The organism is Streptomyces bobili (assembly GCF_002154575.1).
Classification (GTDB): Bacteria; Actinomycetota; Actinomycetes; order Streptomycetales; family Streptomycetaceae; genus Streptomyces; species Streptomyces bobili.
The window spans coordinates 40,006-63,766 of the sequence record NZ_MUBA01000065.1; the positions used below are offsets into that span (position 1 = coordinate 40,006).

The following is a 23,761-nucleotide window of genomic DNA, read 5'->3' on the forward strand; positions in this document are numbered from 1 at the left end:
GGACGGCGGATCAGCAGGTGAACGTGCCGCTGTACAAGGTGTGGCCGTAGGAGGAGCTTCCGGAGCCGAAGCCGTAGTTGCCGTCGTCGCTCCACAGCGCTTCGCGGAAGCCGTTGACGCAGGTCGAGGCCGGGGCGAGCGCGAAGCCCTCCAGGTTGTCGGTCGGCATGACGGCCGGGTCGGTGCAGGTGACGTCGGGGACGATGGCACCGCTGGTGTTGATCTTCATGAGGGTGTGCGTCACGCCGCACGTGTTGTCGCAGGTCGCGATGATCCGCTGCGTTCCGGCGTCGAACGTCACGTCCATCACGGAGACCTTGCCGGTCGCGACGGTGGCGAACCTACCGTCGGAGTTCAGGCCGTAGACCGCCGCCGCGCCACTCGTCAGACCAGACGCCTGATCTCCCCGCGAACCCGGTAGAAGCCCCCCTCCGAGGAGTGCAACGCGTCCACCACGTAGCGTTCGCCCGGCTGGCGTATCGCCCGCGGGAACTGGACGTTCCAACTCGGCTCGTAGCCCTCGGAGACCACCCGCACCCGCACGCGGCCTCCTTGCTCGAAGCACTCCACGACGACTCCGCCGCCCGCCGAGGGAACAGCGCTGACCGTAGCGACGGAGGCGGCCGTGGTCAACGGCGCGTACGTCGGCAGGGCCGCCGCCAACTTGATGTCCGCGGCAACCGGAACGGTGCCCGACTGAGCGGCCTTGATCGCGGCCTCGCTCGCGTCGACGCAGGCGAGTGAACCGTCGGTGGAGACGAGGTACAGCCTGTCGTCGAGGTACTGCATGGAGAGCGCCGAGCCGCCCCCCGTACCCAGCTTCCACAGCCGGGTGCCGTCGGCGGTGAAGCAGTAGACGGAGGAGGCGGAGTCACCCGCGAAGACGTACCGCCCGCCGGGGGACGTGGCGCACGAGTACACCGCGGCGTCGCACCGGTAGGAAGCCTCGACGACCCCGGTGGACTTGGCGAGCCGCTGGACGACCTGCCGCGCCGTCCCGGCGTAGACCGCGTCCTCCTCCTGCCATCCGAAGAGCACGTCGCCGCTGGTCCGGGTGTGCCAGAGCTGACGGGCGCCGTCCGCCGCGTAGGCCGTCACACCGTCGCCATGCCCGTGGTAGACGGCGCGGCCGTCGGCCCGCACCATCCATCCGTGCTCCCCCGACGAGTTGCGCGACCACTGGAGCTCGTCCTCGTGGTCGATGACCGTCAGACCGCCACTGCGGTCGGAGACGTTCAGGACGCCCGCGTGGATGTCCAGCCAGAAGATGTCCACCTCGGAGGCGATGTCGTAGGCGGCGAACGGCACCTTCGCCGAGAGGTCGTACACCCGGCCGTCGTCACAGCCCGCGTAGATCCAGAAGTCGTCCGCCACCAGGCACTTCACACCGTCGGGCAGGGAGTAGTGGGCCAGCACCTCACCGTCGTGGCTCAGGTTGTAGACGTCGCCGTGCTGGTTGCCGACCCAGCAGCGGTCCTCGTCCACATGGATGCCGAACGCCGAGGCGCCCGTACGGAACCGCCACAGCACCGGGGCGGTCGCCCGCGCCGTGGACGGGGCGGACGTCACCTGGCGGCGCGTCACGGACCGGGCCGCTCGCTGCCCCCGAATGGCCGGCGCGTACCCCTTGCGCACCTTCTCGGTGATCTTCTTCGCCGCCGCGGCCTGCGCCTTCTCGACCGTCGGGAAGGAGGAGGTCTGACGCTGCCCGTCCACACCGATCCGTCCGTACCGCACGGAGACGCTGGTCCCCTCGACGGTCACCTCGTAGAACTTGTGGGCGCTGCCGTTCTCCTGAGACAGCTCCAGATACGTCGTGTTCCCCGACTGTCGTGCCTGCGCAGCGGACACAGCGCACCCCTCCCCGAAAGACCCGGGCCGACCGGAACGGCCGACCTCCATCGATTCCAAACTAATGGTCACCACTGACAACGCCCCCAGCCGGCGTGCCGCCCGCGCCACCGGTGAGTGTCAGACGGGCAGCGCGTGCAGCTTCGTGCCGTGCAGGGCGAACACGTGCTTGCCGTCCGTGGCCACCAACCAGGCGTGATAGTCACCGGACTTGTCGTTGAACGTCCAGCGCACGGCGCCGGTCTTCGGGTCGATGGCGATCACGCCACCCTGCTCGTCGAGGTCCGTGGCCGCGTACAGGAGACCGCCCGCCTTCACGTACTGCCGCGGCACCGTGAGCTTGGCGTCGGCGAGCGAATCCGACTGCCAGATCTTCTTGCCGGTATGAGGGTCGAGGGCCCGCAGCGTACGGTCGCTGTCGGCGATGTAGAGCACGTCGTCCAGGACGGCCGGTTCCTTGAAGGCGACGTAGCTCTCGGCCGTCTCCACCGACCACTTCGCCGAGCCGTCGGCCAGGCTGAAAGCCTGCAGCTTCGGCCCCTGCGGAACGATCACCAGGTCCTTGTACACGGCGAAGAAGCCGTAGTTGGTCTTGGTGGTCCGGTGGGTCCACACCTGCTTGCCGGTGGCGGTGTCGCGCACCGTGAGGTTCTTCTTGAAGTCGGTGTAGACGAGGTGGCGGCCCTCGACCTGGGCGTGGATGCCGTTCTCCTCGGTGCCGCGGTCGCGCTGTTCCTTCCACGCCAGACGGCCCGTGGTGCTGTTCAGCGCGGCGATCACATTGGTCTTGGACGAGCCGTCGGCCTCCAGGATCTCCGCGACGACGTACAACTGCTCGTCGTCCGCCGCGATCGGCCTCGGCTGCCGGTACTCCTTGCCGAGGTGGCTGCGCCAGGTCTCCTTGCCCGAGGCCGGGTCATAGCCGGCGACCGTGCCGTCGTAGCCGGCGCTGGCCAGGTACAGCGTGCCCTTTCCGAGCAGCATCGGTGCTCCGGGGACCGCGCCGTCCTTCAACGACCACTGTTCCTTGCCCGACGTCGCGTTCAGCGCGGCCAGTGGTTCCCCGCTGGCGATCACCACGCCGCCCGCGGCCACGAGTTCGTCGTTGTCGCCGTACGTCAGCGCGGATGTCGTCTTCGTCCACAGCGGCTCGGGAGCCTGCCCGTCCTTGCCGGCACCGTCCTTGCCGGCACCGTCCTTGCCGGCACCGTCCTTTCCGGTGCCACCCGTGGTCGCCTTGTCGCCGCCGGATGCCCCGTCGCCGGAGCCCCCTGAGCCGCCGACCTCGGAGCCGTCCTCGCGGCAGCCTGCCGCGCCCACCGCCAGCGCCGCCAGCGTGAGACCGCCGCCGGCCAGCCGCAGTGCGCGCCGCCGAGAGAATCTGTCACCCGGCACGCTGTCTCGTCCCATGGCCATGTCGCCGTACCCCCGTGGGTTCATCTGAATTCATCTGGATTTCCGCATTCATCTGGATCCGTCGGATCACAAATGCGCGCGGGCCGATGCCACACAGACACCCACCCCCGCGACCAGGAACGTTAACCGCCGCCACACCCCCCACGCCGCGCCGCATTCCAACCGGGACAACTTCGTGAACCAATCGGGACGCCGCGCGGGACAGCCGCGGCCAGACCAAGAACGGTCGGCCCGGTCCGGCGATGGAGCTCTTCCCGGCCCTTGCCCCGGCCGTGGGCAGGCAGCACCGCGCGACCGCCGGTGACCTGCGGGCTGTCGAATCGGTCGAGCAGTTGACACGGCGTACGGTCCATGACCTGGCGGAGTCGTTGACGCGTGGCCGACACTGGCTGCGCAGCGACCGGCGCGTCCTGGAGCGGTATCGCTCGGTACGGGATGCCGTTGGCGCCGGCTACGTGCTGTGCGGGCGTTCGGCAGGAAACCTTGGGGGCAGGGCCGCTCTGGGAGTCCGGGGCGTTCGACGCGGCGAGTCACCGGCGCCCACCGCGACGCCGGCCCATCCGACCGCGGGGCCAGCGACGACCTCGCCACCACCGGCGCAATCGTGCCACTCCCCCTCGGACTGGTCACGGCAGCCCTGCCATCGGCGCAGGCATCATCTTCCTGCTCCGCCACAAGCGCACCTCACCACACCAAGCCCCACACACCACGCGCTATCGCGACCCCCGCGCTACTTCGCCGGTCTCCGCTCAGGTGGGTCGTGTCGATGGGCGAGGCCTCCGTTGGCTGACGACGAGGACCGCGCACCGTGCACTACGTGGGCAACTCTGGCGTCGGTGTCTTGCCCAGCCTGCTGCGCTCAGGGGCGCGTTGCCGCGATGGTGCCGTTTGGCGCAGGCTGTGGCGGGCGCAGCCTGTCCAGCCAGGAGATCTGTTCGGCTGTGTTCGTCGCGATGTGGGTGGCCAGTTCCTTGGCCTGGCCGGCCTGGCCGTGGGTGCGTTCGCTGGCGCAGAGCATCCGGGAGTGGGTGAAGTGGGCATGCAGCGCGGCGGTGAGGATCCTGTCGAACGCCGGCCCTGTGGTGGCGGATGCCTTCTCGATGGTGGTGAGGCTGACCATGCCCGGCATGTTGTGCCCCTCGTGAGGGCGGGTGTCGGGGACGCCTGAGAGTTGCAGCAAGGCGCGCAGGCGTCGCAGGTCTTCACGCAGTCTCGATCCGGTCTCGGTCACCAGGGCCGCCATGGCGGGGTCTGTCTTGCGTGAGGGAGCAAGGTCGGTCAGGAGCTGTGCGCGCTCGTTCATGGGGATCATCAACTGGATCCATGCGGTGTCGGTGGCGTTGAAGGCCGTCGTCTGTGACGCTCCGGCTGTCGGCGCTGTGCCGGCTGTCGGCTGCGTGGTGCAGCCGACAGCCAGCAGCGCGATGGTCATGGCGCATGCCGACCGCAGGGTCAGAAGGCGCCGGCGGAGTTGCACTTGGCCCTCTGGGTGATGCAGTCCTTCACACGCTGCCCGAGAGCGGCGTTGTCCCAGGCGTTGAAGAAGTCTCCGTGGATGGACGATGCCATGCCCGATGCCAGCCGGAAGCCTGCCTCGCTGCCGCTGGTGGGATAGCTGATGACGAAGGAGACGTTCGGGATGGCGACGGGGTAGGCGCCGCTGCACTTGCCGTCGTAGGTGAACGCGACGTGCGACTTGTGGTCGGGACTGTCCAGGTTCTTGCCGTCCCAGCAGTCGGGGAAGACGAGTTGGTGGGTGAGGTGGGCCTTCGGGGCGCAGACCGGCCAGTTGCCGTCGGTACTGCGGCCGATCTCGCCGCCCTCGCCGGCGCACCAGAACTGGCCGGGCGATCCCGCGGGTGTGGGCGTCTGTGCCTTGGCATCGCCCGCGATCATGCGGAATCCCTGGGGGAAGGGCACGGTCGCCGACGGGTCGGGCAGCCGCGAACCGTAGTAGACGATCATTCCCTCGGCCTCGACGGCCTTGCCGCCTTCGTACAGGGTGGGGATCCAGTACGCCGAGAGATCGTTGGCCGGCGTGCAACTGGTGGGAGTGTTGGTCAGCAGTGACTCGGTCGTGGAGAACGCGTCGGTGCTCTTGTTGCCGAAGAAGCTGTGCATGTGGGACGCGCCGGGCAGCCCTGGCAGGACGATGGGGTCGTCCGGCTTGGAGTGACTGTAGGAGCAGGTGGCGTTGAACTCCGGGACCCGGACCACGTCGGCGGGCACTGTGGCCGGCGTCATCGCGCGGAACTGCGTCAGCTGAGCATTCCATTTGGCCTGGTCGACAGGGACCCATCCCGTCGCTGCGCCGTCCCCCTCGCCGACGAAGGAGAACCAGTTGATGTTGACGAAGTCGTCGTTCGTCGCGCCGCGCAGCACGGCGAACACCGTCTGCGGTCCGGTGGGATGGGTGGCGATGTCGGTGGCCCGAGTGACCCAGTTCTGCCAGCCGCCGGTCGGTGAGGTCTGTACGACTGCGAGCAGCGGGCCGGTCAGGCCGGCGGTGCGCAACTCCACTGTGCCCGAGCCGGCCGCGGAAGCGATCCGGGCCGAGACGGTCAGGCGGCCGGTCGCGCCGAGGTCGACGTTGTCGAAGCGCATCCAGTCGCCGTTGGCGAGGAACGCCGCGTTCTGACCGCCGCCGGTGTCCGCGGTCGCCTCCAACGCGACGCCGGACTGGGCCGCGTAGGACTCGGCCTGGACGGTGACCGTGGCGGCACGCGCCTGCTGAGCCGAGACCGTCAAACTCAGGGCGGCTGCCAGCACGACCGCTAAGGCGCCCGTCAACAGCGTGTACATAGGGATGGGATATCTGCGCATCTCACTTCCTCACGAGCGTCGGATCAAGGGGAACGACTGGCTCCCTGTGAGCACAGCAGTGGGAAAGAACAGGATCAGGAACGTGCCCTGGCCGTGGGTCAGGTGCCGGGGCGGCACGGGAACTCCGCGGAGCCGGGCGGCTACTGGTAGACCCGCACGTAGTCGACGAGCATCCTGGAGGGGAAGGGTGTAGTGGCGTCTGTCGGGCCTGGCCAGTCCCCTCCTACCGCCAGGTTGAGGATCATGTAGTGCGGGTGGTCGAAGATCCACGGTCCGCGGGTTCGCTCCACCTCGTCCTTGTCGAGGGAGAACACGGTCCGGCCGTCCAGGCTGTAGGTGATGCCTTTGCTGTTCCAGTCGGCGGCCCAGGTGTGGAAGTCGTCGGAGAAGTCGGCGTTCCCGGGCAGCGTGTACGGCGAGCCGATCCCGCCCCCGCCGTTGTAGGCCGGCGCGTGGACGGTCGAGTAGGCGGTCTTCACGTCCTTGCCGAGGACTTCGACGATGTCGATCTCGCCGTTGTACGGCCAGGGCCGCCCTGTCAGGAAGTCGGCGCCCATCATCCAGAAGGCGGGCCACAGGCCGTTGCCCTTGGGCACTTTGATGCGTGCCTCGACCCGGCCGTAGGTGAACTGGAACGCGGCACCGGTGTTCATCCGCGCCGACGTGTACTGGCACGTGCCGCTGCCGCTCAGCGGATCGCGCGGGCACGACGATCCGGCGGTGGCCTCCCTGCGTGCTTCCATCACCAGGTGGCCGGCCCCGTCCAGGGCGGCGTTGCGGTGATCGGTGTAGTACTCCAGCTCGTTGTTGGGTCCCGTGCCCGGATCGGACCTCCACTTCGAGGCATCGGGCTTGGTGTTGGCGGCGCCGTCGAACTCGTCGCTCCACACCAGTCGCGGCGGGTTCGCGGGGTCGCTCGGCAGGGGCGGGGCCGGTATGGGATCACCGCCGGTTCCGTACACCTGGAACTCCCACAGCGAGTAGCCGTACGGAGTGGCGCGCTCGGTGCCGTACATGCGCACGTATCGGCCTTTGCCGGAGACGGTCAGCGTCTGCCTGAAGCCCGCGCCGGTCGTTGTCGAGTAGAGCGGTGTCCAGTCGACTCCGTTGGGCGAGACCTGGATCTGGAATGATTTCGCATAGGCAGGATCCCACTGCAGGACGACCTTGTTGATCTGCGCCGTCGCGCCGAGATCGACGGAGATCCAGCCCGGATCGGCCCAACCCGTGGTCGAGCTCGTCGCCCAGCGCGAAGCCGGATCGCGGTCGAAAGCCCTGGCCGGCGTGCATTCCCAGCAGTTCTGGTCGCTCTGTGACGAAGAAGCCGCGCCCGTCCTGCCGTAGGAGAGCAGCCTGTCGGTGTCACCTCCCGGGTCGCCGGCGTCGGGAGTGCCGAACACCTGGAACTCCCAGAGCGAGTACCCGTATGGAGTGGCACGCTGGGTGCCGTACAGCCGTACATAGCGGCCCGTTCCCGCGACAGCCAGGCTCTGGACGCCGCCTGTACCGGCGGCCGTCTCGTGAACGACGGCCCACCTCTCGGCGTCGTTCGACACCTCGATCCTGAACGCCTTGCCGTACGCGGCTTCCCAGTTGAGTGCGACACGGCTGACCTCGGCCGTGGCTCCGAGGTCGACCTGGATCCACTGCGGATCGGCGAACTCGCTGGACCACCGGGTCCCGGCGTCGCCGTCGACGGCGCTGCCGGCGCTGAAGACTCCCTCCGTGCTCGAGGCGACGGCGGTCTTCCCCTGGGAAAGCAACACCTCCGCTGCCTGAGCAGCGGGAACGGGCAGAGCCACGAACGCGAGCGATGAGGCCGCGACAGCCAGAAGTAATCCAAAGCGACGCAACAGCGTTTGCACGGGCGACTCCTCAGGTGGGGGCGAGGTGAGGGAGCGCTCCCTCAAAGGAGAATGGAGGGGTAGGTAAAAGCTGTCAAGACTCCTGCCACCTCGGAAAATCAGCTCTCAAAACGGTCCGTCATTCTCGGGGAGCGATTTCTCATCAGCCTCGTGACACGTGCACACCGCAGTGGTAGCGCAAACGCAGAAGGAGTCCCTGGCACCTCACGTCGCCCCGGCCTGCGGATACGCTGCTCGCATCGTCACGCAGAGCCGGAGGTCGCCCTGATGAGAATCCCCTCCCCGAGCACGAACCCGGGCTGCCGCGCAGGGGATGGACAGGTATGAAGCGCCCCACTCTCGAAGTGGTCGCCGCCCGGGCGGGCGTGTCGAAATCAAGCGTCTCCCGCGTCATCAACGGCGAGACGACAGTCGCCCCCCAGATCCGAGACGTCGTCATGCAAGCCGTACACGAACTGGGCTACGTCCCCAACGGGGCAGCACGCAACCTCGTCACCCGTCGCACGGACACCCTTGCCGTGGTCGTCTCCGACCCGCCCCAGGGAGTCGTCTCCGACGACCCCCTCTTCTCGGCCGTGGTCCGCGCCGTCAGCAGAGAGCTCGAGACCGCCGGAAAACGGCTCGTGCTCATGCTCGCCGAATCGGACCAGAGCCGAACCAGAGTTGAGCAGTACATCGCCGGCGCACACGTGGACGGCGTGCTGCTCGTCGCCCTGCACGGCACGGACCCGCTGCCGGCCGCACTGGCCAGACAGGGCTTGCCGGTCGTCTCCTTCAACCGGACCTCCGCACAGGACGTCCCGTACGTCGCCCTGGACAATGCCGGCGGAGCAGCACTGGCCGTGCGCCACCTCCTGGAACGCGGCCGGCGCCGGATCGCCACCATCACCGGACCGCTCGAACTCCACGAGGCACGCGAGCGGCTCGACGGCTACCGCCACACGCTGCGCGACACCGGCCGGCGCTCCATCGTGGCGCTGGGCGACTTCACCAGGGCCTCCGGCGCCGAAGCCATGCGCCAACTCCTGGAGGACGACCCCGACCTCGATGCCGTGTTCGCCGCCAACGACCTGATGGCGATCGGCGCCCTGCGCACACTCCACCAAGCAGGACGACGCGTCCCCGAAGACGTCGCCATCGTCGGCTTCGACGACATAGAAGCCGCCTCCTACACCACCCCGGCGCTCACCTCCGTCAGCAGCCCGATGGCCGACCAGGCAACCGCCGCCGTCCACCTGCTCCTCAGCCTCATCGACGGCGGCCCCACAGACCCGGTGATCATGCCGAACGAACTCGTGGTCCGCGAGTCAAGTTGATCCACCGAGGCGAGACTGCACGTCATCGCAGGCGGGGCCGTCCCGCAGGGACCGTCGACCACTGACCTCGCTTGTGTGTCCTACGTGTGGTGCTTGCAGCGAAGGTCCCGGCGCCCGGGTACCCGGGCGAACAACTTCCTGCAGCGGGGGCTACGGAAGGGTCGCTGAGCCGGGCGCCGATTCTGGCCAAGTTCGACAAAGTGTGAAGTTTGTGGTTGAGGTGTGTAGTTTCGAGCGGTCCGGGAGGCGTCGTTCGCCTGTGGCCAGATGCTCCAGATCCTGGCGGCCATGGCAGCGTCTCCCTCTTTCCTCGCAGACGGGAATCGACTTGACTTCCTCCCCCTCCTGAAAGAGGGGGATTCCTACGGCTCGCGCTGTAGGGGTTTCTGCTTCGTCGCCGACTGCCCGCCCGGAGTTTCCGTTGAGGTCTTACACCAGCTCCACAGACAGACGCCGTCAGCCCGACGGCCAGGATGTTCTTCGCCGCGTTCACGTCCCGGTCATGGGTCGTCCCGCAGTCGCACGTCCAGGTACGCACGTGCAGGGGCATCTTCTGCCGAAGCCTGCCGCAGGCGGAGCACAGTTTGGAGGAGGGGAACCACCGGTCGACCGCGATCACCTCACGGCCGTACCACTGAGCCTTGTACTCCAGCATGCTCCGCAATTGCGACCAACGTAGTGCGCTCCGCGCAGGCGGCCCGCTGCCGCGCCGGCTGCCAGTCGTGGTGAACACCGGAGGCCGGCCGCCGGGCGTGCCGTGACCGAGGGCGGACGGTCCCGGCACACACGGCTCCATGACTGTTCCGTCGGTCCAAGTGACCATGTCCGATTCCGCTGTTGGCGCGTATTCTGCGCGCGGCTCTATTGATCATTTGACCAGAGGGACAGCATGGCTGCTCGTACCGAAGAGCGGGATGTGGTGGTCCGGTCGGTGTACTCCGCCGACGGCACCACGATCAGCTATCGCAGTGTCGGATCCGGCCCGGGGCTGGTCGTGGTGCCCGGCGCGTTCGCGCTCGCGGCGGACTTCGACGCTCTCTCCGCCGCGCTGGCAGACCGGTTCACGGTGCACACCATCGAGCGGCGCGGGCGCGGAGCCAGCGGCCCGCAAGGGGACACGTACGGTGCGGCGGCCGAGTGCGCGGACATCGAAGCCGTACGCGCGGCCACCGGTGCCCGCTTCGTGTTCGGCCACAGCTTCGGCGGCTTCCTCACCCTGGAGGCCGCGCTGGCCGGCTCCGCCTTCGAACGCATCGCCCTCTACGAGCCCGGCGTATCCATCGACGGCTCGATTCCCATCGGCTGGGCCGACCTGTGCCGACGCCAACTCGACGCCGGCAAGCCCGCCGAAGCGTTCTTGACGTTCGTCCAGGGCATCAACCCGGAGACCAGCGGCAAGGCCCCGCGCTGGCTGCTGCGCCTCATCCTCCCGCTGGCCATCAAGAAGCCCGAGCGGCTGCAGAAGCACACCCTGCTGCCCGCCGCGATGCGCGAACACGCCGAGATCGCGGCCAGGGACAACACCTTCCCCGAGTACGGCCGGCTCACGCAGCCGGTGCTGCTGATGGCGGGCAAGGAAGTCGAGAGCACCGGAGCCGGGCGTGCCGCCCCCCGCCTCCACGACGTCCTGCCTGCCTCCGAACTGACCCTCTTCCCCAAGCTCGACCACTTCGGCCCCGAGAAGGACCCCGCCGGCATCGCCACAGCCCTGACGACGTTCTTCCTGAGCACCGGTTCTTCCTGAACACCGCCCAGCGGCCTCCCCGGCCGCGGAGCTGACGGACCAAAAGAACCGCTGGGACACCGCAGCCCGGAACTTGCCCACGGCCTCCAGCCGCTCTGCCACCGCCGGACCGGCCAGGATCCACTACGAGATCTCCCTGCACGGGAGACCCCTGGCCCGTGTCCGGCCCCAGACCGCCGTCGCCCTCCGCCGGCCCCGGCGCGTTCGGCCACATCGTGACCGAGCCTTGCTCTGCGCCGTATGTCGTGGGCGGAGTGCCGGTACCCGATGGCGGCACTCCCCACGGATGTCAGGCGTCGGCGAGGAGCGGGTCGTACGGGGTGTTCGGGCGGCGGCCCGACATGAAGGAGAGGAAGTCGCCCACGAAGGCGCTGCGGCCGTAGGTGCCGTGGGTGGTGGTGAGGTCGCGTTGGAAGGCGGTGCGGAAGAGCGTCCTGTGCTCGTCCGCGTCGATGGTCCCGCTGCCGTCCTTGTCGGTGGCGTCGAAGAGCACCTCGGCAACGCGGATGAGCGCGGGACCGGCGAGGGTAGGGACGGCGGCAGCGTACTCGTCGGCGCTGACGCGGCCGTCGCCGTCCGTGTCGAGGGTGGCCTGGAGTTCGCGCCACCAGGCGGCGAAGGCGTCGTAGAGGCGGGTCTCCTCGGGTTCGTCCAGGTCGAGGCGGGTGGCCAGTTCGCGTGCCATGGCGGCGAGGTCGGGCCAGTCGAGGTGGCCGTCGCCGGTCTGGTCCAGCACCTGGCGGAAGAAATCCTCCGCCGAGCGCCGGCCCTCTCCCGTGCCCCGCGAGGTGGCCGGGACCGGGTCGGGAACGGTTCCGTCGCCCAGTGGTGTGAGGAGGCGGAGCAGGGCGGAGGCCCGCTTCATGCGGGCGCGCAGCGCGGCCACGGTCCGGGCGCGGGGGTCGTCGCTGTCGGGTGAGAGGGAGAGGGCCTCGATGATGGTTTCGGCGTTGATCCAGCCCTCGGGCAGGAATCGGGTGAGCCCTGCGGCCAGGTAGGCGCCCTGCATGAGGGTCGGGGCGCCAGGCATCTCGGGCAGGCCGGCCCTGCGCCGGTACGGCTCGGGAAGCGATGCGACGGTGATCGCCCCGAGAAGCGGACCGACGACGGCCCGGCCGGCGGCCCACAGTGTCGGCGCGCCGGCGAGCAGCGCGGGGGCGGGCAGGTGGTCGAAGAGCCGGTAGAGGATGACGCGGGCTGCCTCGGTGTTCTCCAGCTCGTCCTCGACGACCCTGTCGAAGTACCGCCAGAAGTCGTTCAGGTCTTCGGGGAGTCCTCCGGCGTCGCCGTCGAGCGCGGCGAGGAACACGCGGTACTCGGCGTACATGCGCTCCATGGTGTCCTGGTCGAGCGGCTGGCCACTCAGCCGGCACATGGTGACGGCGCTCTCGAAGAGGGTGGCGACCACCCAGGCCCGGGCCCCGCGGTCCATGGCGTCGTAGGCGCGACCGCGGGAGTCGGAGCCGCTCATGCGGGCGTGCAGCCGGTTGAGCCGGGCGGCCTCCCGTTCGCGTACCGCCGGATCGGCGTCGAACATGCGCCGCATGCTGAGGAAGGTGTTGCGCAGCCGGCGCCAGGGGTGGGCGACGAAGGTGGAGTTGTCGACGAGTGCGGCACCGATCTGCGGGTGGGCGGCCTCCAGCACGGTGGCGCGGATCATGGCCAGCGCCCAGCGCGGGTCGTCGAAGAAGGCGCTGAACTGCGACTCCGTCCCTGACAGAGGTGTTTCGTCGGCCGCTGTGGTGGTTCCAGTCGTCAAGACGGGTCTCCGTTCGTCTGGGGCGGCACGCCGCCGAAGCGGCGGTCACGGCGCCGGTAGGTGTGCAGGCAGGCGTGGAAGTCCGGGGCCCGGAAATCCGGCCAGAGTGCCTCGGGGAAGACCCACTCGGCGTAGGCGACCTGCCAGAGCATGAAGTTCGAGATGCGCTGCTCGCCGGAGGTGCGGATGACGAGGTCCACGTCGGGGGTGTCGGGGAACGGCAGATGGTCCGCGAAGAGCCGCTCGGTCACCTCCTCGGCGGGTGTCCCGCTTCGGATCAGCGACCTGGCGGCCTCCACGATGTCCCGGCGTCCGCCGTGGTCGAAGGCGACGGTCAGCGTCATCGCCCGGCTGTCGGCGGTCAGCGTCGCCAGATCCGCGAAATCCTGAGCCAGTCCACGTGGGATGCGCGGGTCCGCGGCCCCGAGGAAGCGGCAGCGGATGCCGCGGGCGAGCAGCAGCGGCGCGTGCTTGCGCACAACCCGGCGGACCAGGCGCATCAGGTAGTCGACCTCGGAACCTGGACGGTTCCAGTTCTCGGTGGAGAAGGCGTACAGGCTGAGCCACTCGACGCCGGCCGACCTCGCGGCCTCGATGATGTCGATGACGGTGGTCTCCGCAGCCCGATGGCCCGCCGTCCGGGGAAGCGAACGCCGCTGAGCCCAACGGCCGTTGCCGTCCATCACGCAGGCCACATGCCGCGGCACCGCACGCACCGGCCCGTCGACCCGCCGCTGCTCGTCGCTGTCCTGTCGCCCACCCGGCCGGTCCCCCGTCGCCGCGCGTACGCGCTGGACACCCTGCTCCCTCACACCCAGCCCCGTCTCACCTCAGCGGCACGGTCGCCCTACCGTGCTCGGTCACGCCCACCCCGTAGCGCCCATGCGCATGCCCCACCGGAGCGTCCCTGTCCAGGAGTCTGGCGGAACGGAAGGGTCCTGACCGGCCGAACGGGGGCCCGTCACCCGTGGCTCAGCCGTACGATTTCCTTCGGCATCGGCAGCCTTCTCCATGAACTGGCGTGACTTGTCCCCCGGCCTCGGCGTACCGCGACCTGTCGGGTGGTGCAACCGTCGGGGGTGTTCCCGGCGCCGTCGTATGCCGGATCGCGGTCCGGGGTACGCAGCGTGGTGAACGCGTCCGTCGTGGAGCCCACGCGCAGACCGCCCGTCAGGCGGCCGGCGACGCGCGGATCGGAGCGCGACCGCGTCCCGCGGGCAGGGCGGCCTTCGAGGCGTCCCGGCCCGTGCCGGAAGACTCCGCGCGCCTCCGACCGGACGGCGCAGAAGATCCGCCGCAAGGAGCGGGGCTGTGGATACGCCGCAAGGATCAGGGTTGTGGATACGTCGCGAGGAGACCCCGGAAAGCTACCTCGCCGGGCTTCACCTGCGTGCCTCGTGATCTGGATCAAAAGAACTCACCCGGCCCGCGGGCTCAGGTGAGGGCGGTCGCCAGGCAGGCGAAGGCGGCGATGATGACGGCGACGCGGGCGTAGTGCCAGCGGTCCCAGCGCCTCGTCTGCTCCTTCCAGTCGGCCGGCCGGCTGCCGTCGGTCCACGTCTTGACCCGGTTGTTGATCGGGACGAGTACCAGGATCGACATGAGCACGCTGACGATCAGCAGCGCGGCGGCGGTCACGACGAGGCCGGTGCCACCGTCGTCCTGTCCGGCGACGGCCCAGACTCCGACGAGCACGAGCGAGCCGATGTACCAGAACGGCATCACTGCGCCGCCCAGCCGGGCCCCGTGGACGCGGCCGCGCAGGCCGTTGTCGCCGGGGAGTGCGTTGAGGATCGGGTTGCTGAAGAAGGGGACGGAGAACTCCACCCCCACCAGCACGCCGACGACCACGATGGTGACGACCTCGAGTGCGTTGAGCATGATGACCCCTCCTGGGATCTAGCACCGCTAGATGATGACGCGACGCTAGCACTGCTGTCGCTCGATTGTCTAGCGGTGCTAGGATCAAACCATGTCGGTACAGGAACGCAAGCAGCGCGAACGGGCCAGTCGCGAGCGCCTCATCGTGGCCACGGCCCGCGAACTCGCCGAGCAGCAGGGCTGGGACGCGGTCACCACCCGGCGGCTCGCCGAACGCATCGAATACAGCCAGCCCGTCCTCTACAGCCACTTCCGCGGCAAGCGCGAGATCATCGGCGCCGTCGCTCTGCAGGGTGCTACCGAGATGGCCGTGGCGATGCGGGCCGCGACCGCAGCCGCCGACGGCCCCCGCGCCCGGGTCACCGCGCTGGCCCGTGCCTACCTCGCCTTCGCCGAACGCCATCCGGCGGTCTACGACGCCCTGTTCCAACTCGACGGCGGCCTGGCGTACGCGCGGGAGGACACCCCCGAACCGTTGAAGGACGCCTTCGCCGCACTGCTGGAGTGCCTCAGCGAGGTCGCCGGGGACGGCGTGCGCCCGGAGCTGTTCACCGAGACGTTCTGGGCCTCCCTGCACGGACTGGCCACCCTGACCCGAGCGGGACGGCTCCCCCCGGAGGACACCGCGCGCAGGACGGAACTGCTGGTGAACCGGCTCGCCATGCTCTGACGCACCGTCCCGGACAGCACACGGCCGGAGCCCTCAAGCCCCGCTGCCTGCCTGCGGCATCGCTTCCGGTCACTCGCGCCCCACCCTGCGCAGCCGCAGATCGCCGGCCCCGTACCTCAGACGGAGTACCCGGCCCGGAAGCTGCGATGCTCCTTGATCGCAACTCGATACGCGCCCTAGCTCGGGCGGATCGCAGCCTCGATGTGGGCGAGTTGGGCGGCGAGGATCTCTTCGAACGCGGCGCGGCGATCCGTCCCGAGGGGACGGACGTCGCGGGCGAAGTGGGCCAGGGCCGGGAAGCGTTCGGGGTCGGCGCCCAGAACCGCCACGCGAAACAGCTCCATGCCCTGCTCGTGCTCTTCCGGGGTGACCGTGCTGACCCCGGCCTCGGAGGCGATCAGCGCCGCGATGAGGACCGCGATCCGGTGGTAGCTCGCCGGGATCTCCTCGTCGGGCAGTCCCGATGCGCGCAGCGCCTGCAGCACCTCTTCCATGACCAGCCGGGAGCCGGTTCCGCTCGATGCGTAACGTCCCCAGACCGCGGCCAGTTGGGGCTGCTGCCCGAAGGCTTCTCTCGCGCGCAGGGCCAGGGACGTGATGCGCTGCTTCCAGTCGCCCTCGGGGCGGTAGCCGTCCATCGCGGCCAGGAGAATCCGGTCGGCGACCGCGCGCAGCAGTTCGGTCTTGCTGCGGAAGTGCCGGTAGAGGCTGGAGGAATCGGTCCCGAGGGCCGCAGCCAGCTTGCGCACGCTGAACGAATCCGCGTCGCTCGTGCGCAGCAGCTCCGCCGCCGCATCCAGGATCTCTTCGGTCGACCAACGCCTTCGGCCTGCCATCTTGCTCCTCTCGCCGGACCTCATCCTACCTATGCACTTGGTGTTGCACGCACTGCGTGCATAATGAGGACATGAGCGTGCCGGACGGACCGGCACGCCACTCGTGCCCCGTTGCCCGGGTCAGGCGGCTGCTGCGCAGCTCACCCCGGGGAACACGGAAGGACGCATGACGTGAAGAACCCACTGGATTCCGCGGCGCTGAACGCCGCCATCGAGAACGTCCACCGCGCCGGGATGCCGGGCCTGTTCGCCGAGGTGCGCGACGACGACGAGGTCTGGCGCGGTGCCGCCGGGGTCGCCGATGTCGCCACCGGCCGCCCCGTCACTGCTGACATGCGACACCGCGTCGGCAGCATCACCAAGACCTTCACCGCCGCAGCGGTCCTGCAACAGGTCGAGAGCGGTCGGATCGGTCTCGACACATCGATCGGCCGGTACCTTCCGAAGCTGGTCCCTGGAGAGCGAGGTGATGCGATCACGGTCCGGATGCTGATCAACCACACCAGCGGCCTCGCCGAGTACCTCCCGTACGCCTACCCCTCGCTCAAGGCGTTCCCCGCCCTCGCGGACACCGGACCCCAGAGCCTGGACGACCACCGGCTCACACGGTTCGACCCCGCCGAACTGATCGAGATGGGGGTCACCGCACCTGCCGTCGGCACTCCGGGCGGCACTCCGGGCGTGTACTCCAACACCAACTACCTCCTCCTCGTCCAACTCCTGCAAGAGGTGACCGGCGATACGGCCGAGCGGTACATCACCCGCAACGTCATCGAGCGCGCCGGGCTCCAGCACACCGAACTCCCCGCCGGACCGCACGTCGACGGGCCGCACTCGCAGCTCTACGAGGCGTGGTTCGGCATGATCGACCCGCCGCGCGACTACAGCGTCTACGACATGTCATGGGTGGGGCCGTCGGCCTCGCTGATATCAACCGTCGCGGACCTCAACCGCTTCTACCACCTGCTGCTGGCCGGGGAGATCATCAGCCCGTCGTCGCTGGAGCAGATGCAACGCACCGTCCCGATCGTCTCCCAAGAGGGGCAGACGATCGACTACGGCCTCGGCCTGCACCCGCTGCGGGTTCCCGGGCAGGGCACCTTCTGGGGCCATGGCGGCACGGTCTGGGGTGGTGGAGCGCTGGCCATGACCCGCGCCGACGGCAAGCGGCAGCTGGCCGTCGCGGTGAACCTGCAGCGATGGAACAGACTCGACTCCTCCGGCAGGCCGCAGCCCCATCCCATCGACGACGCGCTTGCGGCTCTGTACCGCGTAGCCATGCACGACTGACTGAGCCGGGGAGCACCCGGGCCCGACTGATGGGCGAGCACCGATACCGGGGGAACGCGATGCGCGTGTGCAACTCCCCGCTCGTACGGAGGCAGACTTCACAAGCCGGCTATTGTGCCTGCCGGTTCAGAAGCGGGAGCGGAACTCTCGGTCGATGATCGCGTGCACGACGGAGTCCCTCCACTTCCCCGCCTTCAGCACGTGCTCACGAATCGTGCCTTCCTCCACCATGCCAACGGCGCTCATGGTCTTGGCGGATGCTTCGTTGAGGGGGGAACGGGCACCCCAAATGCGGTGCAGCCGTAGGTCGTTGAAGCCGAAATCAAGGAGCAGCCGCACCGTCTCTACGCCGCAGCCCCGCCCCCATACGTCCGGGTGCAGCGCGAAGCCCAGGGTGGCTCCGCGCTCCTGGTGAGGATCGAGGGCCAGGCGGCCGGATCCGATCAGCTCGGCCCTTTCTGTCTCGACAATGGCAAGCGCATACTCCGTACGAGGCGTTGCCGTGGCCGCCGTGACGGACCGAGCTACGACCTGTTCCACCTGTTCGCGGTTTCGCGGTTCGAACGAGAGGTGCTCGGTGGCTACGGGGCTGCCGTAGATGGCGAGCAGCGCCTCCACGTCCGCGATGGCGAGTTCTCGCAGGCCGAGACGTGCGCTGGAACGCGTGACGGGGTGCATGCGTCGGACTGTACCCGCGTGGCGATGCGGGTCGGCTGGTCGGGAACGCTTCGATCTCCGCGCGGAGTTCGCGCGTGGCAGCCGCTGAGCCGCTGAGGCAGGCAGAGGCAAGCGCCGCAGCATGGGCGAGCGCGACTTCATCGCGCTGGTCGACGGCGTCCACCGGCGACGCAATCTTCGGCCTCGACGACACGATCATCACCGTGCGCAGCCCGATCCGACGGTCCTGGACGCCTCACCGATGGGACGAACGCACCCGAACTGCCGCCCATGACCACACACCGGTCCACTCCAACCCGATCCAACGACATGTTCGGCGCGGTCAGCAGGCCGCGTACCAACCAGCCCGGCCCTCGCTGGATGACCTCCTTCAGCCAGAAGGTGGCCACCGCCTACTTCGACACACTCCTCGTCGACAAGAACCCCGACGCGGTCAGGTACCTGACGCCGGAGTACTACCAGCACAACCCGGCCATCCCCAACGGCTCGGCCGGCCTGCGCGAGCAGTTCACCAACTTCTTCCAGCAGTTCCCGAATCTGATCGTGGAACGCAAGCGCGTCATCGCCCAAGGCGACCTCGTGGCGATCCACGCTCACTACCGCCTCAACCCCGAGGACCGCGGCCAAGCCGTCGTGGACATCTGCCGGGTCGGCAAGCACGGCAAGATCCTCGAACACTGGGACTCCGTCCAGGACGTGCCGTCGACCCCTCCCCTCAACGACAACACCCTGTTCTGAGCCCACCCGCCAGGAACAATCTGTACGGCGAGCAGTTGACTGGACCTTCCCGGTATCGGCGCTATCGGGTACGGCGGCGATACAGCTCGGGGCCGCAGACGCGAGCACCCAATTGATGGCGCTGGACACCGAGTGAAGGGCCCTCGCACGCGAGGCTCTTCACGGGGTGAGCTGTTGTTGTCCTATGACCGAGAGCAGTTCGAGTTTGCTGTGGCTCTCCGTGCCGGGGCGAGTGGTCAGGACCACCAGGGTCTGGGCGCGGTTCTCGGTGTACAGGAGCTGGGCGTCGACGTCGATGCGGCCGAGTTCCGGATGGAGAAGGGTCTTGCAGTCGTCGTAGAGTTGCGCGACCTCCTGCAGTTCCCACATGCGGACGAACTCGGGGCTGTGTTCCTGGAGTTCGGCGAGGATCCGGGCGGCTCGGGGAGTGTCGCTGCCGGCTGTGAGCGCGGCCCGCAGGCGCGCCGCATGGGCACGGCCGTGGTGTTCGTGAACCTCATCGGGATACACCAGCCGCTCGGCGGGATCCATGAACCAACGGTAGTAACCGCTACTGGCCAGACCTGTATGGCGGGCCTGGTCGCCGAGCAGCGCGACGGCCAGCGGGTTCATCGCGAGGGTGTCGAGCAGGTCGGTCTGCACCAGGGCCGGTGAGTCGTCCAGGCGGTCCAGGACCCGCATCAGCGTCGGGCTGACATGCTCGGAGCGGTGGAAGCGGGCCGGGGCGTTGTGGCCGATGAGGACGAAGAGGTGGTCGCGTTCGTCCAGGGTCAGCCGCAGTGCCCGTGCCAGAGCCGTGGTGATCTGTACGGAGGGCTGCGGAGCACGCTGCTGTTCCAGCCGGGCGTAGTAGTCGGTGGACATGCCGGCGAGCTGCGCGACCTCCTCGCGGCGCAGCCCCTGCGTACGCCTGCGCGGCCCCTCGACCAGCCCGACATCGCGGGGGCGCAGCGTCTCACGCCGGCGACGCAAGAATTCCGCCAGTTCCCTCTTGTCCATGTGCCCCATCCTCGTCCCATCCCGGCCGTCTAACCAGAGACCGCCGATCCATGGCTGAGCGGTCCTCTGCCGACCGCGCGAAGCCGCCCGCACGGTCGACGGCGTTCGCAGGTGGGCGGCGCGATCGAGGGTCGCGTGAGGTGCGGGATCCCCTGGGACATGCGACGGGCGCTCGCACGCCCGTCGACACTCGACACTCGACACTCGACACTCGACACTCGACACTCGACGGAACTGTTCGCCTCACGTCGGACGACCGGGGCGGAAACTGAAGGCGCTTTCCGAACGTCGGTCGTCACGGCTCGGTCAGCTGCTGCTGATCATGGCGAGGACGTCGTCGTAGGTGCCGGTGGCCACCGCGTCGCGGATGAACCTGGCGTGCTCGACAACGATCTCCTTCGCGTCGGGCTTCTCGCGCAGCAGGTCGAGGGTTTGGGTGAGGAAGTCGTCCAACGGCATGGCGTGGTCGTTGTCCTGCTGGCCCAGCAGGGTCGTGCGCACGCCCGGCGGGACCATCTCGATCACCTGGACGCCGGCGTCGGCACCGGCGAGCTGGATGCGCAGGCTCTCGGAGAAGGAGTGCAGCGCGGCCTTGGTCGCGCTGTAGGTCGGGGTGCTCGGGTACGGGACGAAGGCCAGCGCGGAGCTGACGTTCATGACGACCGCGTCGTCCTTGCCCGCGATCAGGGGCAGGAAGGCGTACGTCATCCGGATTGTGCCGAGCAGATTGACCGTGACGTGATCCTCGGCGACCGGGAGGTCGGCCGGGTCGAGGAGGTTCTCCCGCAGCATGATGCCGGCGTTGTTGACCAGGACGTTCAGCCCCGGGTGGCTCGCTGCCACGGTCTCGCGGGCCCGGGCGATCGAGTCTGGGTCCGCGACGTCGAGGACGAGCGCGTCGATGCCCGGGTGCTCGGTGGTGATCTCGTCGAGGAGGTCCTTGCGCCGGCCGGCGACGATCACCTTGTTGCCGGCCTCGTGCAGGCGCAGGGCCAGCCCGAGCCCGATGCCGGAGGTGCCACCGGTGATCAGGATCGTGTTACCGGTCATCTTCATGGGGGTCTCGCTCCTTCGGTACGGCGGGCCGGTGAGTGCCCGGCCCGCAGTCTCGACCGTAGGGGCGTCCGCGCAGGGGCGGGAGAGGAAGGTTCATCCAGGGATCGGCGGTCCCTGCCTCGGTCGTCGGTGGCGTTGCCCGGCCCGGAGGCGGGCGCGGCGAGGAGGCCGGACACGAATGTCGCGGCGTGGGGCCAGCTGACGGCGTGCAGACCGGCGGGCAGGCGGGACGCCGAGTCCGCGGAACCTGCTGAAGTCCTCGGATCGTCGTCACGGAGTGACGGTTCATGATCCCTGCGGTACGCCGGTCCGGTCGTAGGCGCTGCCCGCAGGTGTCAGTGCAGTTCCTCGGCCAGTCCGACGATGATGCCCTCCGGACCGCGGACGTAGCAGAGCAGATAGCTGTCCTCGAACCGGGCGATCTCGCCGACGAGTTCGCCGCCGAAAGGGCGCAGGCGGGCCACGGTGTCCTCAAGGTCGTCGACGGCGAACATGACGCGGTGCGTGCCCACGATGTTGTGCGGCGGGTTGCGCGGCCCGGCGCTGATCGCCGCGGGGCTGCGGTACTTCGCCAGCTCGAGCCGGCTGTGACCGTCCGGGGTCCGGACCATCGCGATGTCACAGCGGACGCCGTCGAGTCCGGTGCACTGGTCGGCGACGGGTCCCTCGACCTGCGCCCTGCCCTCCAGCTCCATACCGAGTTCCACGAAGAACGCGATGGCGGCATCCATGTCCTCGACGACGATGCCGACGTTGTCCATCCGCTGAATCGCCATGGTGGCCTCTCCTCCTCGCTGGTGCGGCCGGTGGTGGCCGCCGATGCCCCTGGGACGAAGCCGGCGGCACGTTCTCGACATCCTCAGCCCGCCGAACTTCGAAAAGTCTGCATCACGCCGGCACCGCTACAGCGGACCGGCGAGCCAGGCGCCATCTGTCGCTCCGGTAGCCCGCCCGGTTCAGTCCTGGATGGTGTGGAGCCAGTCGGTCAGCAGGCGGTTGACCTCGTCGGGGCGCTCCTGCTGGATCCAGTGGCCGCAGCCGTCCAGGAGGTGGGAGGCGGACAGGGCGGGGAGAGTGGTGGGGTAGGCGTCGATGGCGTCGGACATCCAGGTGGTGGAGGCGTCCAGGGCGCCGCCGATGAACAGGGACGGCTGCTTGATCGGGGCTCCGCGGTGGCGGGCGAGGTCCTCCCAGTCACGGTCCATGTTGCGGTAACGGTTGAGTGCGCCGGTCAGCCCGGTGCGCTCGAACTCCCCGGCGTAGACGTCGAGGTCGTCCTCGCTCAGCCAGGCCGGGAGAACCCGCGTGGGGAACCGGTCGCGAAGTCGGCCGCCGCGGGCGACGAAGTGTGGATCGGGCTCGCCCTCGGCCGGCATGGTGTCGGCGGACAGGGCCGCGTAGAAGCCCGCGAGCCAGCCGCGGACATCTGGTTCGATCTCTGCCTCGGCGCGGCCGGGCTGCTGGAAGTAGGAGACGTAGAACTCCTGCTCGGGGCCGCCGATCTGGCCGAAGACGTCAGTGGGGCGGGGACCGCCGGGCGGTGCGTACGGGACGCTCAGCAGGGCGACGGCGCGGAAGACCTCGGGGTGAAGCAGGGCGGAGGCGGTGGCGATGTTGGAGCCCCAGTCGTGGCCGACGACCACCGCGTTCTCCTCGCCGAGGGCACGCACGACGGCGACGTTGTCCGCCACCAGGTCGAGCATCCTGTACGCGTCGGTCGCGGCGGGCTTGGACGAGCGGCCGTAGCCGCGCACGTCGATCGCCACCGCCCGGTAGCCGGCCGCGGCGAGGGCCGGGAGCTGGCGGCGCCAGGAGTACCAGGACTCGGGGAAGCCGTGCACGAGCAGGACCAGCGGGCCGGTGCCCTGCTCGACCAGGTGCAGGCGACCGGCCGGGACGTCGACGGTGCGGTGGAGGAGTTCGGCGGACGGCTCGGACTGCATGGGCTTTCACCTCGGTGCGCGGGCGGACGCGGGTACCCATCGATCATCCGGCGCAGCGGTCACCGGACGCTATTACCGTTGCCACTCTGGCAAACTTGCAGGCCAGGGCGATGGATCCACACGTTCGGGAGGTACGGGGTGGTGGCAGGCGACGACGTGGCCGAGGCGCTGGCGGCGATGGGGCCCCGGCTGCGGACCGCTCGCGAGCGCAACGGCGCCACGCTCACCGGCGTCAGCTGTGCGACCGGTATCTCGCCGAGCACGCTGTCGCGCATCGAGACGGGCCGGCGCAAGCCCACCCTGGAGGTGGTGCTGCGGCTGGCGAAGGAGTACGGCGTCTCCCTGGATGAACTGGCCGGCACCACGCCCGCACCCGCACCCGCACCCGCTGCGGAACCCCGCACCTCGGCGCCGCTGAGTTTCGGCGACGACAAGGCCGTGCTCCCACTCACCCGCTACGTCGGTGGCCTGCACGCCCACAAGCACGTCCTGCCCGCCGCGGCGGAGCCGCCTGTGCGGCCCCGGCAGGTCTCCCACGACGGCTATGAATGGCTGTGCGTCCTGTACGGGCGGCTGTGGCTCGCGCTCGGTGACCAGGACCTCGTCCTGAGGGCCGGGGACACCGCCGAGTTCGACACGCGCACCGCCCACGGAGTCACGAACGCCCGGTCCGACGGACCGGTCGAGTACCTGATCATGTTCGGGCCGCAGGGAGAGCGCCTACGGCCACGTACCCCTCGATGAGCTGACCGCGGGAGCCGTCCGCCGCATCGCTCCCAGGGCCGGCCCTGGGACACAGCCGTAGAAGTCCGGAACCCGCTCCGTCGGGACAGCGAAACCCCGAGTACGCCCGCCCCCGCCCTGCTCGCGTGGGCCGGCCGGGTCCTCGGCGCCCG

At 69.2% G+C, this 23,761-nt stretch carries 21 protein-coding genes and 1 pseudogene; 6 read left to right on the forward strand and 16 right to left on the reverse strand.

The window, feature by feature from the left end:
* Window positions 1-10: 10 nt before the first annotated feature.
* The 6 genes from BZL64_RS06190 to BZL64_RS06215 form a co-directional block, all read right to left on the reverse strand.
* Window positions 11-307 (reverse strand): hypothetical protein, encoded by a 297-nt coding sequence (locus BZL64_RS06190; protein ID WP_244205230.1) that lies wholly within the window; start codon window positions 305-307, stop codon window positions 11-13.
* 77 nt (window positions 308-384) lie between these two features.
* Complete coding sequence (locus tag BZL64_RS06195) at window positions 385-1,851, reverse strand: WGR domain-containing protein (protein ID WP_086766927.1); 1,467 nt, start codon at window positions 1,849-1,851, stop codon at window positions 385-387.
* Window positions 1,852-1,971: 120 nt separating this feature from the next.
* Window positions 1,972-3,267 carry a PQQ-binding-like beta-propeller repeat protein gene (locus BZL64_RS06200; protein WP_086766972.1) on the reverse strand — a complete coding sequence of 432 codons (1,296 nt, stop codon included), beginning with the start codon at window positions 3,265-3,267 and terminating at the stop codon, window positions 1,972-1,974.
* Between the two features lie 859 nt (window positions 3,268-4,126).
* The gene (locus BZL64_RS06205) at window positions 4,127-4,699 is read right to left on the reverse strand and encodes a DUF305 domain-containing protein (protein ID WP_143663009.1); all 573 of its coding nucleotides are present in this window, start codon (window positions 4,697-4,699) and stop codon (window positions 4,127-4,129) included.
* 20 nt (window positions 4,700-4,719) lie between these two features.
* Window positions 4,720-6,090, reverse strand: a complete 1,371-nt coding sequence (locus BZL64_RS06210; protein ID WP_086766932.1) for a DUF1996 domain-containing protein — start codon at window positions 6,088-6,090, stop codon at window positions 4,720-4,722.
* Between the two features lie 140 nt (window positions 6,091-6,230).
* A complete protein-coding gene (locus BZL64_RS06215) occupies window positions 6,231-7,955 on the reverse strand; it encodes a discoidin domain-containing protein (RefSeq protein ID WP_086766934.1) in 1,725 nt (574 codons plus the stop codon).
* Between the two features lie 323 nt (window positions 7,956-8,278).
* On the opposite strand from BZL64_RS06215, the gene BZL64_RS06220 reads away from it, so the two are divergent.
* Complete coding sequence (locus tag BZL64_RS06220) at window positions 8,279-9,271, forward strand: LacI family DNA-binding transcriptional regulator (protein ID WP_086766936.1); 993 nt, start codon at window positions 8,279-8,281, stop codon at window positions 9,269-9,271.
* 362 nt (window positions 9,272-9,633) lie between these two features.
* Here BZL64_RS06220 and BZL64_RS40520 read toward each other — a convergent pair.
* Window positions 9,634-9,944, reverse strand: a pseudogene (locus BZL64_RS40520) (zinc ribbon domain-containing protein); the annotation flags it as partial.
* A 216-nt stretch (window positions 9,945-10,160) separates the two neighbouring features.
* On the opposite strand from BZL64_RS40520, the gene BZL64_RS06230 reads away from it, so the two are divergent.
* The gene (locus BZL64_RS06230; RefSeq protein WP_086766938.1) at window positions 10,161-11,015 is read left to right on the forward strand and encodes an alpha/beta fold hydrolase; all 855 of its coding nucleotides are present in this window, start codon (window positions 10,161-10,163) and stop codon (window positions 11,013-11,015) included.
* Between the two features lie 289 nt (window positions 11,016-11,304).
* Here the strand turns inward: BZL64_RS06230 and BZL64_RS06235 are convergent, their stop codons facing one another.
* From BZL64_RS06235 to BZL64_RS06245, 3 genes are all read right to left on the reverse strand, one after another.
* A complete protein-coding gene (locus tag BZL64_RS06235; protein ID WP_086766940.1) occupies window positions 11,305-12,774 on the reverse strand; it encodes an oxygenase MpaB family protein in 1,470 nt (489 codons plus the stop codon).
* The gene (uppS, locus tag BZL64_RS06240; RefSeq protein ID WP_086766942.1) at window positions 12,771-13,490 is read right to left on the reverse strand and encodes a polyprenyl diphosphate synthase; all 720 of its coding nucleotides are present in this window, start codon (window positions 13,488-13,490) and stop codon (window positions 12,771-12,773) included. Before uppS ends, BZL64_RS06235 begins: the two co-directional genes overlap by 4 nt.
* Window positions 13,491-14,208: 718 nt before the next feature.
* Entirely contained in the window at window positions 14,209-14,655 is a 447-nt protein-coding gene (locus BZL64_RS06245) for an anthrone oxygenase family protein (protein ID WP_086766944.1), read from the reverse strand.
* A gap of 91 nt (window positions 14,656-14,746) precedes the next feature.
* Between BZL64_RS06245 and BZL64_RS06250 the strand changes: the two genes are divergently transcribed.
* On the forward strand, window positions 14,747-15,325 hold the full coding sequence (locus BZL64_RS06250) for a TetR/AcrR family transcriptional regulator (protein WP_086766946.1): 579 nt from the start codon (window positions 14,747-14,749) through the stop codon (window positions 15,323-15,325).
* A 176-nt stretch (window positions 15,326-15,501) separates the two neighbouring features.
* On the opposite strand, the gene BZL64_RS06255 is transcribed toward BZL64_RS06250, so the two are convergent.
* Window positions 15,502-16,161, reverse strand: a complete 660-nt coding sequence (locus BZL64_RS06255) for a TetR/AcrR family transcriptional regulator (RefSeq protein WP_086766947.1) — start codon at window positions 16,159-16,161, stop codon at window positions 15,502-15,504.
* A gap of 171 nt (window positions 16,162-16,332) precedes the next feature.
* Here BZL64_RS06255 and BZL64_RS06260 point away from each other — a divergent pair, with 171 nt between their 5' ends.
* On the forward strand, window positions 16,333-17,451 hold the full coding sequence (locus BZL64_RS06260) for a serine hydrolase domain-containing protein (protein WP_167396096.1): 1,119 nt from the start codon (window positions 16,333-16,335) through the stop codon (window positions 17,449-17,451).
* 126 nt (window positions 17,452-17,577) lie between these two features.
* Here BZL64_RS06260 and BZL64_RS06265 read toward each other — a convergent pair whose 3' ends face one another.
* Window positions 17,578-18,129 carry a GNAT family N-acetyltransferase gene (locus BZL64_RS06265; protein WP_086766952.1) on the reverse strand — a complete coding sequence of 184 codons (552 nt, stop codon included), beginning with the start codon at window positions 18,127-18,129 and terminating at the stop codon, window positions 17,578-17,580.
* Between the two features lie 360 nt (window positions 18,130-18,489).
* Between BZL64_RS06265 and BZL64_RS06270 the strand changes: the two genes are divergently transcribed.
* A complete protein-coding gene (locus BZL64_RS06270) occupies window positions 18,490-18,867 on the forward strand; it encodes a nuclear transport factor 2 family protein (protein WP_244205231.1) in 378 nt (125 codons plus the stop codon).
* A 159-nt stretch (window positions 18,868-19,026) separates the two neighbouring features.
* On the opposite strand, the gene BZL64_RS06275 is transcribed toward BZL64_RS06270, so the two are convergent.
* The 4 genes from BZL64_RS06275 to BZL64_RS06290 form a co-directional block, all read right to left on the reverse strand.
* Window positions 19,027-19,866, reverse strand: a complete 840-nt coding sequence (locus tag BZL64_RS06275) for a helix-turn-helix transcriptional regulator (protein WP_086766956.1) — start codon at window positions 19,864-19,866, stop codon at window positions 19,027-19,029.
* A gap of 306 nt (window positions 19,867-20,172) precedes the next feature.
* On the reverse strand, window positions 20,173-20,922 hold the full coding sequence (locus BZL64_RS06280; protein ID WP_086766958.1) for an SDR family oxidoreductase: 750 nt from the start codon (window positions 20,920-20,922) through the stop codon (window positions 20,173-20,175).
* Window positions 20,923-21,257: 335 nt separating this feature from the next.
* Window positions 21,258-21,698: a VOC family protein gene (locus BZL64_RS06285; RefSeq protein WP_086766960.1), complete on the reverse strand. Its 441-nt coding sequence runs from the start codon at window positions 21,696-21,698 to the stop codon at window positions 21,258-21,260.
* A 180-nt stretch (window positions 21,699-21,878) separates the two neighbouring features.
* Window positions 21,879-22,865 carry an alpha/beta fold hydrolase gene (locus BZL64_RS06290; protein WP_086766962.1) on the reverse strand — a complete coding sequence of 329 codons (987 nt, stop codon included), beginning with the start codon at window positions 22,863-22,865 and terminating at the stop codon, window positions 21,879-21,881.
* Window positions 22,866-23,006: 141 nt separating this feature from the next.
* Between BZL64_RS06290 and BZL64_RS06295 the strand changes: the two genes are divergently transcribed.
* Complete coding sequence (locus BZL64_RS06295) at window positions 23,007-23,609, forward strand: helix-turn-helix domain-containing protein (protein WP_086766974.1); 603 nt, start codon at window positions 23,007-23,009, stop codon at window positions 23,607-23,609.
* The last annotated feature ends 152 nt before the right edge of the window (window positions 23,610-23,761 follow it).